At 63.6% G+C, this 13,145-nt stretch carries 8 protein-coding genes; 3 read left to right on the forward strand and 5 right to left on the reverse strand.

Going from position 1 to position 13,145, the window contains the following annotated elements; translation table 11 throughout:
* Positions 1-18 precede the first annotated feature (18 nt).
* The 3 genes from XM50_RS02745 to XM50_RS02755 all read right to left on the reverse strand — a co-directional run bounded on the left by XM50_RS02745 (position 19) and on the right by XM50_RS02755 (position 6,599).
* Positions 19-4,242, reverse strand: coding sequence for a strawberry notch-like NTP hydrolase domain-containing protein (locus XM50_RS02745; RefSeq protein WP_046407204.1), 4,224 nt, complete (start codon positions 4,240-4,242; stop codon positions 19-21).
* Positions 4,243-4,323: 81 nt separating this feature from the next.
* A complete protein-coding gene (locus XM50_RS02750) occupies positions 4,324-5,178 on the reverse strand; it encodes a DUF7146 domain-containing protein (protein ID WP_046407191.1) in 855 nt (284 codons plus the stop codon).
* Positions 5,179-5,294: 116 nt separating this feature from the next.
* Positions 5,295-6,599, reverse strand: coding sequence for a replication protein RepA (locus XM50_RS02755; protein ID WP_037456189.1), 1,305 nt, complete (start codon positions 6,597-6,599; stop codon positions 5,295-5,297).
* A gap of 548 nt (positions 6,600-7,147) precedes the next feature.
* Between XM50_RS02755 and XM50_RS02760 the strand changes: the two genes are divergently transcribed.
* Both XM50_RS02760 and XM50_RS02765 read left to right on the forward strand, forming a co-directional pair.
* Positions 7,148-8,350: an AAA family ATPase gene (locus XM50_RS02760; protein ID WP_037456192.1), complete on the forward strand. Its 1,203-nt coding sequence runs from the start codon at positions 7,148-7,150 to the stop codon at positions 8,348-8,350.
* Between the two features lie 267 nt (positions 8,351-8,617).
* Positions 8,618-9,595, forward strand: a complete 978-nt coding sequence (locus XM50_RS02765; protein ID WP_007406427.1) for a ParB/RepB/Spo0J family partition protein — start codon at positions 8,618-8,620, stop codon at positions 9,593-9,595.
* A 35-nt stretch (positions 9,596-9,630) separates the two neighbouring features.
* On the opposite strand, the gene XM50_RS02770 is transcribed toward XM50_RS02765, so the two are convergent.
* Positions 9,631-10,515 carry a DUF4238 domain-containing protein gene (locus XM50_RS02770; RefSeq protein WP_037456194.1) on the reverse strand — a complete coding sequence of 295 codons (885 nt, stop codon included), beginning with the start codon at positions 10,513-10,515 and terminating at the stop codon, positions 9,631-9,633.
* A gap of 12 nt (positions 10,516-10,527) precedes the next feature.
* Positions 10,528-11,454, reverse strand: coding sequence for a hypothetical protein (locus XM50_RS02775; protein ID WP_007406383.1), 927 nt, complete (start codon positions 11,452-11,454; stop codon positions 10,528-10,530).
* 162 nt (positions 11,455-11,616) lie between these two features.
* Here XM50_RS02775 and XM50_RS02780 point away from each other — a divergent pair, with 162 nt between their 5' ends.
* Entirely contained in the window at positions 11,617-12,855 is a 1,239-nt protein-coding gene (locus tag XM50_RS02780; protein ID WP_046407195.1) for a site-specific integrase, read from the forward strand.
* The last annotated feature ends 290 nt before the right edge of the window (positions 12,856-13,145 follow it).

Below are 13,145 nucleotides of genomic sequence, written 5' to 3' on the forward strand. Positions count from 1 at the left end.
TCATCGCCGGAAGACCGGTCAGGGCGAGCCCGAGACGATCCGCCCGACGATCTCGGCTGCCGTCGGTACCGGCACGAAGACCCTGGTCCGGTACTGGATCACCTCGGTGAAGCATCCGATCGACTTGAGCCAGGCGAGCTGCGCCGGCGGCGCACCCACCAGCTCGATCCGGGGTGATCCGTTCACGAGGGAGCGCTTGATGCACATCGGGAACGGCCGTGCCAGATCGACGCTCCGGCCGGTCAGCGCGGATTTCACGAGGTCGGTGGGCGGGAGATTGTCGGTCCGGTCCAGGCCGAGCTTCGTGAAGAGCTGCACGACGTGATCGTCAAACACCAGGCGGCCGAGCCAACTGTTGCCCTCCTTGTCCGCGATGCGATTGACGACGAGGTGGTCGTTGGGAAGCGCGGACCAGATCGGGAGAAGGAGGCCCGTCGCAAGGCGGATCGTTTCCGTATCGACTTTGTTGGCCGCCTCCTGTGCTTCTTCCAGCCACTTCTCGGAGAAGAGCTGGCGATCGATGGGGCTCCAGGCGCTTTCGAACAGCTCTTGCTCGCGCATATATTCGCGCCGCGTGGGACGGATGAGTTCGAACCGCGGGATCGGTGTGCCCTCCTTCTCCTCCATGAGGGCGCGGGCGCGGGTCTGCAGCGCAACCATCCCGCACTTGGCGTTCATCAGATAATCGGCGGTGCCGTCATTGTCGGCGATGCGCAGGACCCGCTCAAGGGAGACCGGCGTCCGCCGCCGAGCGATCTCGATCGTGAGCAGATGAGAGGTCGCGCCACTGACCGGGTCGGTGCGCAGCACGGTGTCGTCTATGAGGGTCGCCGTATCGACCAGGATGGTTTCAACGCCGACATCGAGCCGTCCGGCCTCGCGCGCGGCCGATACGCGCGTCTCGACGAGTGCGAGGAACTCGTCGAAGATCTTGTTCTGCAGCGCGATCGGCAGCGCCAGGATGCGGTTGAGCCACCGCTGGATCGGCGGGAGGTCGTCCTTCATGACGCCGTCCTTGTCGCAGAGCTCGAGACCGGTGCGCTTCTCGAACTCGGCACGGGAGACGCTGGTCAGCTTCCCTCCGACGAGCAGATGAAACCAGCTCACCAGGGCCGCGCAGGCATATTCACTTTCGAGATTGTCGGCGGGATCGAACAGGTTCTGACCACCCGTCTGGCGTTGACCGCGGGTGAGCGCGCCCAGGCTGTCGAGCCGGCGGGCGATCGTGCTCGTGAAACGGAGCTCGCCCTTGCAGTCGGTCGTCACCGGCCTGAACAGGGGTGTGCTCGCCTGATGGGTGCGATGGGTCCGGCCAAGGCCCTGAATCGCGCGATCGGCCCGCCAGCCGGGTTCGAGCAGGAGATGAACGCGCTGCTGCTGATTGGGGACGTCTCGAGAGGCGTGATAGGAGCGCCCAGTGCCGCCCGCATCGGAGAAGACGAGGATCCGCTTGCGACCCTGCATGAACGCGGCGGCCTCGGCCTGACTGGTCCTGGTCGAGCGACTTTCGAGCTTCTGCCGTCCATCGCCGGTCGAGACGAGGCGCTTCGTGCGCCCGGTCACCTCCGCAACATTATCGTGACCGAAATGCTCGAGGATGCCCTCCAGCGCCGACATGATCGGCGGAAGGGCGCAGAGATTCTCGATGAGCTGGGCCCGCGCCGCTTCGGCCTCGGGATTGTAGACGGGGTTGCCCGCCTCGTCTTCCATCGGAACCGAGCGCTGCGCGCCGGTCTCGTCGGTGAAGATCCGCATCTGACGGGTCGGGAAAGCGCGCTCCAGATAGTCGATCATATATTCCCGGGGCGAGAGGTCGATCTCGAGGTCCGCGCGGTCGTCGGGGCTGAGCGCGCCTAGTCTCCGGTCAAGAATGGACTCGGCCGTCGTGACGAGCTGCATCACGACTGACTGCCCCGCGGCGAGATGCTCGTGGACCGCGGCGATGACGGTGGGGAGCTTCATGGAGAGCAGAACCTGTCCGAAAAAGCGCTGCTTCGTGGACTCGAACCGCGAGCGCGCGGATGCCTTGGCGCCGCTGTTCAAAGTCGCGTTCTCAAGCGCATCGACGATGCCGGTCAGTTCGAGCGCCTTCTCCAAGTTCTGGTGAATGATCGACCACGCGTCCGCATAGGTGTCGTAGATCTCGATCTGCGCGGCGGTCAGCTCATGGCGCAGAATGTCATATTCGACACCTGCGAAGCTCAGTGCGCGGGCCATGTAGAGGCCGGTGGCCTTGAGATCGCGCGCGACCAGCTCCATCGCGGCGATCCCGCCTTTGCTGATGCTGCTGATGAACTGCTCCCGGTCGGGGAAGGCGGTCCCTGGGCCCCAGAGCCCCAGTCGGACCGCATAAGCGAGGTTGTTGACGACAGAGGCGCCGGTGGCTGAAGCATAGAGGACGCGGGCCGCGGGCAATTGGTTCTGGAGGAGCACGCCGCAGATTCCCTGCTGGGATCCATCCTTGGTGCCGAGAGCGCCCTCCCCACCCGCAACGCCGCCCATCTCGTGGGCCTCGTCGAAGGCGATGACACCGTCAAAATCGGCCCCGGCCCAGTCAACCAGCTGCTTCAGGCGACCGTAGTCACCACGCATCGAACGCAGCGTCGGATAGCTGACGAACAGCACGCCCTGGTCGAGGCTGATCGGCTCATCGATCTTCCAGTTGGAGATGGGCTGAATGTCGCCGTTAAGGCCGCCAAGGGCCGTCCAGTCGCGTCGCGCGTCTTCGAGGAGCGGCGCATTCTTCGAGACCCAGATGTTGCGGCGGCGGCCCTGGAGCCAGTTGTCGAGGATGCAGGCCGCGATTTGACGACCCTTCCCCGCCCCCGTGCCGTCGCCCAGGAAGAAGCCCTTACGATAGGAATGGCCGTCTTCGGCCAGCACGAGGCCGACACCCTCCTTGTCGGGTCTGAAAGTGCCTGGGATCCACTGGGTCCAGGCATGCCCCGCGTAGACGACCGTCTCGAGTTGGGAGGCGGAGAGCAGCCGCTCGGCGACGGTGCGCTCGGGCAGCGCCGGCACATACTCTGGGACCGGCGCCGGGATCGAGCCCATGGCGACAGATTCGACGAGCGGCGTTGGATGCTCGCCAGCGCTCGCGAAGCTGATACGGCTCGGTCGATATGGAAGATAGACGCCGCTCTGCTCGAGCAGCGGCGCCGGCGTCTCAAGTTTCGCATATTCGACGGGGAGCACGTGGTTGCGTGCCGGGGCATGGTAGGCGCGGGGCGCCGGACGGCTGCTTTTGACGGCCCGGAAGAGCGAAACTCCACCTGAGCGCTTCGGCGCCGACGCTCCGCGATCGGGCTTCGCCGACGATCGTTCGGGGATGATCAGGATATCGAGCAGCTCGGCAACGGACGAACGCTGGATGAGCGCGGGGGGCGACCGGCCGGGGACCTTGTCGATGACAAACAACCGCACGGCGATCGAAGTCCCATGCTTCAGGTAGCACTTCTCGAGACGGACGGCCGCCAGGACGCTCACGTCGCGCAGGATCGTCTCATATTGCTCACGCATGCGTGCGCTCGGGCCAAACCAATCGGGCATGATGGCAACGAGCCGGCCGCCCGGTTGAAGACGGCGCAGCGCCGCTTGCAGATGACGGACTGCGGCATAGTCGTCGGCGCCGCGGCCGACCGACCTCGAAAAGGGCGGGTTCATCAGGATGAGGGTTGGTCGATCGACGCTTGCGAGGGTGGAATTGATGGTCGCACCATCGTGCCCGGTGATCGATGCTGAGGGGAAAGCCGCCTTCAATCGGCCACGGCGGAGCGGATCGAGCTCGTTCAGATGGAGCGATTCGACGTGACGGAGCTGCGCGACCAATAGGCCGTTACCCGCGCTCGGCTCGAGCACGATGTCGTCGGGCTGGACGTTGGCGAGAAGCGTCATAACCGCAGCGATGTCGACAGGTGTCGAGAATTGCTGCCATTCGATCTGATCCTCGCTGCGAACCGTCTGAGTGGGCAGGCGATCGGACAAATCGATCAGCGCGCGGACGTCGCCGAACGCCGCAATTTTTTGGGCGCTCGACTGAAGATGGATGGCAAGGGCATGCTCGAGGAGTTCAAAGCTGGCGCGTTGTGTCCAGCGACCGTCGGCATCAGAACCGCCGAAGGCCTTGGTCATCGCGTCGTTGAGGTGACGACGCTGAATGGCCTCGTCGGAGCGCAGACGGGGTAGAAGGAGGCGCACGGCCTCGCGCTCAGCCTGGGCGGCCGCTTCGAAGAGATCGGACATGGGTGTGGTCTCCAGAGTGGGCTGCACCCTCGGCAGCGACACCCTTTCGATCCCCCTCCCCTCTCCTCCGGCGCTTCGCGCCTAGGCGCGGCTCTGCTGCGCTCGGGCATCGAGCGCCTTTGCCCAATCCTTGTAGATTGGCGGCGGGGGCGCGCGTTCGATGATGAGGCCCGACCGGGCGTAATGCGCTTGGGCACTTTCGGCTGCCCTGTGCCCTTCGGAATCGTTGTCCTCGGCGACCAGGAGCGTTGTGACCGTGGGCGGAATGACGAGCTGGTTGAGCCGACGTGCGCCGAGTGAAGCCCAGCACGGGAGGTTGCTCAGGCGCGCGAAAGCGTCGGCCGTCTCAAAGCCCTCGGCGATGGCAAGGGTGTTGCCCCCTGCCCCGCCCCGCCAAGCGCCGTGCCCCGGGGCGCCAAGCATGACCTTGCGCGTGTAATGGGCGGTGTCGGGGTTCAGGAATATGCGTTGAATTGCGACCAGACGGTTTCCCTCGCGCACCGCTACCAGGAGAGCGGGTTCGAAGATCGTCTTCGGCTTGGGCAGGTAAGGGCAACGCGGATGGAAGCGAAGATCGCGTGGTGGTGGGAGGAGGTTCCGGCACTGGAGGTAGCGCTCGGCAAGGGTGCCCGGAACGTCGACCGCCTCATTCCAGATTCTTTCGACGTTCATCGGCCGCGGCGAGTCCGCCAAGGCGGGTGGCGGATAATGGCGACCCGGGCGAACAAGGCGCAGTTCACGCAGGACGTCTTCGCGCGAGCATCCTGCGAAACAGGTGACGAGAATGCCGCGATCCCCTTGCCGAATCGACAAGCTTGGATCGCGATCGCTGTGTGCGGGACAGCGGCACATCGCGACATTGCCGCTCCACGTGCCGCCCAGGGCCCCGACAATGTCGACTATCTCCTGCGATGGCCGTCTGGCTGTAAGCGGCATAATTCTACCTCCTGCTTACACGCTCGGCCCCTCCTTTCCTCTTTTCGGTCGGTCTGAGACTTGGAGACAGATTCAGCCTGCGCTCGCCTCAACGCGAACGGCTCGGAGATCATCGGTTAGTCGTCGCTTCGATTCGCGCGGCGTTCAGCATAGGCGACGACGAACTTCTCCCAGATCCGCAGCCACTCTGAATCGGTGCGCGGCCGGCTAAAATCGGGGCATCCCTTGCGGAATGCAGCCGCCATGTCATCCACTGACCACGGATGGCCCTTGGTCAGCGCGATCTGGCGGAAGACGGCCTCACGCGTGCCGTATGAGAGAGACCCGGCGGGGAACGGAAGAGTCGGCGCATCGTCCTTCGCGGGCGCGGACTTCGCTGCATGGGCCGGTTTGACCGATGATCTCGGTGCCGTTTTCGGAGCCTCGCCCCCGACGAGTCGAAGGTGCGGCCCCACGAGCTTGCGCTCCAGCGGTGCCGGTGACGGATGAAGAATGACCTTCCGCCCGGAGAGATCGACATTTGCGTTGGGATAGACCGCCGACACGATCTGCATGGTTTCGCGGACGGTCTGTCGGAAGCGCTTGCTGTCGGCCTCGTTGCCAAGGTGCTTGGCGAGCTGGTCCCATGAGATAACCTGGCCCTTGTCGGATCCAATCCGCGGGAGTCGGTAGGCAAGGTAAGTGTAGAGATCGAGCGCCGTTGGCGTACCCTTGAGCTCGCGGATGGCGATCTCATTGAGTGGCACGGCATGGTCGATGAGGTGCGAGTAGAACGCCTCGGACATACGGATTTCGCGCGCGAATGAGCCGTTCTTGTCGAGCGAACCGGCATATTCGTTGGAAATCTTGACGTCCCGGACAGCGAAGGCGTTGTCTTCCGTGTCGGTGCCGTCCCAGCGGATCTGCCACTCGCACGCCAGCAGCCGATCCACCTGCTCTCGCATCAGGTTGGCCGTCCCGCGTGGTCCATAAGACACGGTCTGGTAGCCAAGGCGGCGCATCCACTCGGTGAAATTGCGGCCAAGATAAACGTCCCGCGATTGCTTCATGACCGCCTGAGAGAGGAGGTAGATCAGGGCAACGCGTGGATAGGCGCCATAAGGCACACCAAGGCTTCGCATGACGGACTTGCCGTCGACATTCTGAAGCACTGGCCTGGGATTGATGGCCAGCGCATATTTGCCGTCCTCACGGACGATGGGCTGAGTGTCGTCCTTGGGCCGCTTGGTTGGCAGCGACATCGCACAAAGCGCGGAGTGGAGGAAGGCAGGAACCGGTTCTTCGTCCTGGACGCGCAGGAATGCGTCCAAGGTGAGCTGGGTGCCGGCGGTGGTGGCGAGCTTGCGGACGCTCTCCTCGCCGCCGTTGAGCATGGCTAGTGCGTACTGATGCCCCAGCGGCCTATGCTGATCCCCATTCATGGTCTGCCCTTCCCCCCGAATCGACCGGGGGCTGTGATGGGCATGTCTCAACAGGTTTGAGGCGTGAAATCAACCCCGTTGGCAGTTTGGGAGGGGAAAAGGCCGCGAGAGTTGCAGAAACACCGATGATGTCGGTGCCGTTCTGCGGCCTCCCCCTGCCCTCCTTCACCCAAAATCGAAAAATCAAAACGATTCGCGAATCGGTTTTTTATAGGGTGATTCTAGTAATAGGTATGGGCTCTGAGATCATCGGTCGGCTCGCACCGAGATCATCGCTGATACGCACCGAGATCATCGCAAAGTACCGAGATCATCGGTGGTTATCCACAGGTAGCCGTTTGTCGCCACAATCCCAGCGCCAGACTTTGCAGCAACACGCAAAGGCACGGAGATCATCGGTCGCAGCCGCCGCCGATTGGCCAGAAAGCGCGCACATGCGCAAGGGGCTCGGAGATCATCGGTCAACTTGTAAGTCTGGTGGCCATTTCCTTGCTCGAAACTGCCAACGTGGCTATCATGGCGCATCAAACCCACAGAAGCGGACTGAGATGGCTACCGACCCCTCCCTAGCACAGCCGGACGACCTCATCGAAGGTGGTCTGGACGTGCTCCACAGAAAGTCGTTGACGATCCTCAAGCGCATTCGTGACAGCGCGGTTGATCCCGAAACCGGTCAGAAGAAGGGTCCGACCTTCCCGATTTCGAAAGCTGCTGCACTGGTCGGGCGGACGGCATCTGCTGTCCGGGAAGCGGAGCGCGACGGCCGCCTCCCCGCTCGAGGGCGGACGGGCTCCGGGCATAGGCTGCAGTATACGCTCGAAGAGCTTGATCATATGCGCGAGGTGTTTGGAACGCGTCCCTGGCGCGAGCCAACCGATACCCCGGCGATCATCTCGGTCTGCAACTTCAAGGGGGGCGTCGGCAAGTCGACGATCGCGCTGCATCTCGCCCAGCATTTTGCCATCAAGGGCTACCGGGTCCTGTTCATCGACTGCGACAGCCAGGCGTCTTCAACCATGATGTTCGGCTATCGCCCCGACGTGGACCTCGACGAGGAAGACACGCTTTACGGGCATTTTCACAATCCGGAGCTGCTTGGCGTTCGCAAGATTATCCGCAAGACGCACTTTCACAACCTCCACCTGATCCCGTCGAACCTGCGACTTTATAATCTCGAGTATGAGATCGCCGGGCACATGGCGCGAAATCAGAACATGGAGATCATCGACCTGATCGCGCAGGCCATTGATGAGGTGGTCGATGACTATGACGTCGTGATCATGGACCCGCCGCCGGCATTGGGCATGGTGTCGATGGCTGTGCTCCAGGCCGCTAACTGCATGGTCATTCCGGTGCCGCCGAGCCTTGTCGACTTCGCCTCGACGGTATCTTTCATCGACATGACGCGAACGACGATGAAGCAGCTCGAGCAACTCGCGGGGCGGGGAAGGCCGGCCTACAACTTCATCCGGCTGGTCGGCAGCCGCGTGGACGAGAGCAAGTCGATGCACCGGGAGATACTGTCGATGATGCGGCAGGTCTTCGGTGGCTCAATGACGCAGTCGGTGATGGTCACCAGCGCCGAAATCGACAATGCCAGCTCCAGGATGAAAACCGTTTTCGAACTCGACAAGCCCGTCACGTCGCACGAGGTCTACAACCGCTGCATGAAGCATCTCAGCGACGTTTGCCAGGATATTGAGCAGGACGTTCTGCGCACCTGGGCGAGCAGGGCAGGGGGCCGAATTTAGGGAGAGTTGCCACGTGGCAACTCCGATATTTCTCACGTCGGCGAGCACGGGCAATCGGGGAGTGAGACGAAGCCGGATCACCGAGTTGCCACGTGACAACAAAGTGGAAGAACCCAATAGAAGCAATATGTTAGGTAGGAATACCATGTCAGATCGCACACGGCAGGAACGTCAGTGCAAGCGCCTGGGGGCGGCGCAGTTGCCACGTGGCAACTCTGGCCTGTTGGCACCCGTCGGCGAGGGCAAGAGAGAAGGAGAAACGGGCCGATGAGCAAGGGCAACAAGGGCTTCGGCTCGATGTTCACAGAGGGGCTCGACGACGAGGAGAACCTCGATAAGGCGACCCCTGCGGACGGCATCATGGCAAGTCGCAGCCAGACGCTCGCGCGCATCGCGACGGGGAAAACGGTCGCCGACCGGACGGAGTGGGTCGATCCGGAGCGGTGCCGCCCATGGCGGATGCACAATCGCGATCTGGATCATTTGAACGAAGATAGCTGCCGCGATCTCATCGACTCCTTCCTCTCCGCCAAGAAGCAACGGATCCCCGCTATCGTTCGGCGTCTGAAAGATGACCCGAACTTCGACTTCGAGATCATCGCCGGCGTCCGCCGTTGGTGGACGGTGAAATGGCTGCGAGCGCATCACCACCCGGAGTTCGAGTATCTGGTGACGATCCAGAGTGTCACGGACGAGGAGGCGTTCCGGGTTTCAGATGTCGAGAACCGCTCGCGTAAGGACATCTCGGATTGGGAGCGGGCCAAGGAATATACGGTGGCGCTCGCGGAGTTCTACGAGGGCTCGCAGTCGCAGATGGCCGAGCATTTAAACCTTTCCAAGTCGTGGCTGAGCCGGCTTCTCGACGTTGCGCGCTTGCCCGAACCAGTTGTCGCGGCGTTCTCCGATACGCACGACATCACGGTACGCGTCGCGCGTGACATCAAGCCGCTTACCGGAGATCCGAAGGCGCTGGCGAAGATGCGCGAAGAGGCTGAACGCATCGAGGAAGAGCGCAGCCAGAAAGGCTTGAAGCTGAGCGGGCCGGAAGTCGCGAAGCGGCTCGTGAAGGCGACTGTCGCGCCAGCCGTGAAGGCTGCCGCCGAGAAGGAGATCACCGGCAAGGGGGGCAAGGTCATCCTGCGCTATACGAAGGCGCGGGGAGGGGGGCTGACGATCAAGGTGCCGCCGAAGGCTGAGGCGTCGCCCGCCGAGCTTTTGAAGGCGATCGAGGGGCTGCTGTCGTAGGGTGATGGAGCGCGGCGTCTGGCGAGGTCGCCGCCTTATATGGCGTCCCGCTTATATTTGTCGGCGGTGCTCTGCGTCACGGAGTGGCGGCTTCGCAGGCCGAAGTTCGCGCGGATGAAGTCGCCGGCTTGACGCGTCCTCGCGCCTACGAACGCCTGGGCATGTCCCACGGTCGACCGGTTCTGCCGCGTGATCAGTTCTCGCTCGGGTAGGCTCACGATCCGATTTGCCAGCGTAGTGGACCCGGCAGCAACGAAGAGGGTCTCCGGTCCGATCGGAAGAGTGACATAGGACGAGGCACTACCAAGCCAGGCGAAGCTGACCGGCACGTCGAGCGGCCAATCGGAGACGAACAATTCCCGGCGATTGTTCGTCTTGATTATGCGCCAGTCCATGTTGATGAACGCTCGTCCGCGATCCGCGTCGTCGATGACCAAGCGCAGGACTTCCATCTGAAGCGCGCTCACGGCCTCGGGCGGCAGCGCCCCATCTTCGCCGCGCAGCACGGACTTCGCGGCCTCTGCGCTTGCGAGAGCGCCGACGGCGTCCTTCATGCCGCGCATATCCAGCGGTGTCCGGAACCACAGCGACATGACGAACCGGCCCCAATCCGAGCATTGCGCGTCGCTGAGCGAGTTGACCTTGCCGTCGAGGAGCAGCGCGTGAACCTTGGCCGCAGCGTCATCGATCACCTGCATGAACAGGGTTTCCATCTGCTGGGCATGCTCGGGCGGGAACCCGATCGTCTTGTACAGGTCCCGCTCGAAGCAGACGCTCTTGGGTGATGCAGGACTGCTCTCGATCTCCCCGATCCGATTGCGCCGATAGCGCAGCAGGGTGTCGCCATCCTTCCACTGGTCGAGGAGGAACTGCGGGATGAAGTGATGCCGGGACGGAGGGTTCTGTGGCTTGGATTGCACGGTGTCTGTGGTTCAAGAGGGATGAGCAAGTGAGGCGAGTAGCTTGCGCGCGCCTTGCGGGGTGACCTTCAACAGGCGCGCGACAGCGGCCGGCTGAAGGCCCGGATAGGCAAGCTGCAGGCGGGCAAGGAGAGGGGCCTTGCTCCGCTTCGTGACGGCCAGATCGGTCTGGATGCGCGACGCCGCACGCTCGATCGCGTCGAGGTCGCGCAAGCCAGCATGCGCCGTCCGACCGATCGCCTGGGCCAAGGTCTCTGCCAGATCGGCGGGGGAGGGGGGCAGAAACTTGGACATCAGGATGAACGAGGGGATCACGCGGGTCGTGAAGCCAGCGCGGCACAGCATCCGCGGTACGGCGGCGGCGATCAGCCAGTTTCGATCGCGTCCACGGGGAGGCAGCTCGAGAGCGCGACCATCGACGCTGACGACATCCCAGCTGCCTGGTGCCGCTGGTTCGGTCAGCGCGAACAGCTGGAAAATGCGGTTGGCGACAGAGAGGAGGTCACCGGAAGGGAAGGGGGCGTCCGCCACGGTTCGCAGCTGTCGCCACATCGGCCCGAAGTGCGCCAAGTCTTCGGCCGCATAAACCTTCGCCTCGGTGCGGTCATCGAGTACCGTACGGAGCACGTTGAGCGTGGCGCGGCCGAGCGAATCCTTGAGATCCTCGTCGCGGCTGAGCGCAAGGTGGAAGACGGCGGCAACCGAGATCGGATCGTTGAGGCCTTCGGAAGCGCGGGGAGGGGGTGTGCGGCCGGCGATCCAGTCCTGCAGGTCGCGCACCGCGATCGGCACGCCGGCGAGGCCGGCCAGGACGGTGGCGCCTTCCAGGCGCGAGCGCGCGAGAAAGATGTCGGCGCATGGACTACCGTGCAATCGGCCATCGAGGCGCCCGAGCAGGAGCAGGCTGTCGTCGGCGCGCAGGTTGTCTGTCCGCGTCATAGGATGGCGACAATGCCATGGCGGGAAACCAAAGTCAGCAGTTCGTTTCTACATCCGTGACCTCCCGAAAGTGGACATTCGATAATTGCAGTTATCACATAAGCAGATTTGACCGTTCTTTATAAGGTGGGCTACAAGCGCGGCTGAGGAGCGAGGCGCGTCGTGAGCACCGAAACCGCCCGGGAAGGGCCAGAAATCCCCGTAGCGCCGCCTGAGGCTGTCCTGCCGGCCGTCAGGGCGCCGGCCGACCTTGCGTGGACGATCGTGCAGATGCGCGCCGGCGAGCGCATCACCGTCAACGAGGGCCTGATCGCCGCCTATCAGGCCGCTTCATCGCCCCATAGCATCCGTGCGCTCAAGTCCGACGTCGAGGCGTTCGATGCGTGGTGTAGGCGCAACAACCGGATCGCGCTGCCGGCCACGCCCGAGACCGTGGCCGATTATCTCGACGCGCGGGCCGGGAAGGGGAGCCGGCCGGCCTCGCTATCCCGCTACAAGGCGTCGATCGCCAAGATCCACCAGCTGCTCGAGCTCAAGGATCCGACGCCGGCGCCGCTGGTGAAGCTGCGGCTCCAGACGGTGCGCCGCGAGAAGGGGGCTGCGCAGAAGCAGGCGCGGCCGCTGCGGTTCAAGGGCCCGGTGCGCGACGTCGAGCGCGACAAGGCGCGGGGGCTCAACATCCGCGCGCTGCTCGAGAGTTGTGGCGAGGATCTGCCGGGGCTGCGTGATCGGGCGCTGCTATCGGCCGCTTATGACACCGGGCTGCGCGCCTCCGAACTGGTGGCGGTCGCCATTGAGCATATTGAGGAGGCGATCGATCCCGAAGCGCGGCTGCTGCAGATTCTGCGTCATAAGGGCGATCAAGACGGGGACGGGGCGACCGCCTACCTCAGCCCGCGCACCGTCGCGGCGATCGCGGCGTGGACCGAAGCGGCGGGGATCACGACAGGGCCGCTGTTCCGGCGGGTGCAGGTGCGGCGCTACAAGGCGCGGGCAGCCGTGCGCGGTCGGCCGATCGACAGCATCTCGGGCCGGGAGACGTGGGATCTGCGCAAGACGCTGTCCAAGCCGGCGGTGAAGGCGCGCGTCGAATATGACATCGGCACCGTGGCGCTGCACCCGGGCTCGATCGGACCAATCTTTCGGTCGATCATCGGCCGCGCGTTCGACCGTGGCGCGCTGCCCGATTTGACGGCGGACGATCTGGCGCGGTTGCTGAAGGGGATCAGTGCGCACTCGACGCGGATCGGGCTCAATCAGGACCTGTTCGCCAGCGGGGAGGATTTGGCCGGCATCATGGACGCGCTGCGGTGGAAGTCGCCGCGGATGCCGCTCGCTTATAATCGCAATCTCGCGGCAGAGCAGGGGGCGGCGGGGCGCCTTATGGCGAAGATTGGCTAGTCATGACGGCCTAAATAGGTCTTTGGATGATGCCGTGCGACCACACGACGGCGGCAGGTAGATCGAGGGATTTGCGCAGCGGCAAGAACCGGAGAAGGGAGGCTGAGCCCCCGGGGTCTTGAGCTACAACGTTAAGCCTAAGAAACGGGCAGGGGCCTGGTAGCGCGTAGTGTATGAGCGAAGCCACCATCGCTCAAACTCATCAGCACAGTCCAATTTCGAAGAGGAAACAAGAAAGTGGTTCCGGAAACGGTATGGATCTTATCCTGTGTAAACGCTCGCGCTAAATG

The organism is Sphingomonas sp. Ag1, assembly GCF_000980895.1.
Classification (GTDB): domain Bacteria; phylum Pseudomonadota; class Alphaproteobacteria; order Sphingomonadales; family Sphingomonadaceae; genus Sphingomonas; species Sphingomonas panaciterrae.

What these genes read in the sequence shown, in the direction of transcription:
- XM50_RS02745 (WP_046407204.1), bottom strand. Translation starts at nt 4,242, where the DNA reads ATGTCCGATCTCTTCGAAGCGGCCGCCCAGGCTGAGCGCGAGGCCGTG.
- XM50_RS02750 (WP_046407191.1), bottom strand. Translation starts at nt 5,178, where the DNA reads ATGCCGCTTACAGCCAGACGGCCATCGCAGGAGATAGTCGACATTGTC.
- XM50_RS02755 (WP_037456189.1), bottom strand. Translation starts at nt 6,599, where the DNA reads ATGAATGGGGATCAGCATAGGCCGCTGGGGCATCAGTACGCACTAGCC.
- XM50_RS02760 (WP_037456192.1), top strand. Translation starts at nt 7,148, where the DNA reads ATGGCTACCGACCCCTCCCTAGCACAGCCGGACGACCTCATCGAAGGT.
- XM50_RS02765 (WP_007406427.1), top strand. Translation starts at nt 8,618, where the DNA reads ATGAGCAAGGGCAACAAGGGCTTCGGCTCGATGTTCACAGAGGGGCTC.
- XM50_RS02775 (WP_007406383.1), bottom strand. Translation starts at nt 11,454, where the DNA reads ATGACGCGGACAGACAACCTGCGCGCCGACGACAGCCTGCTCCTGCTC.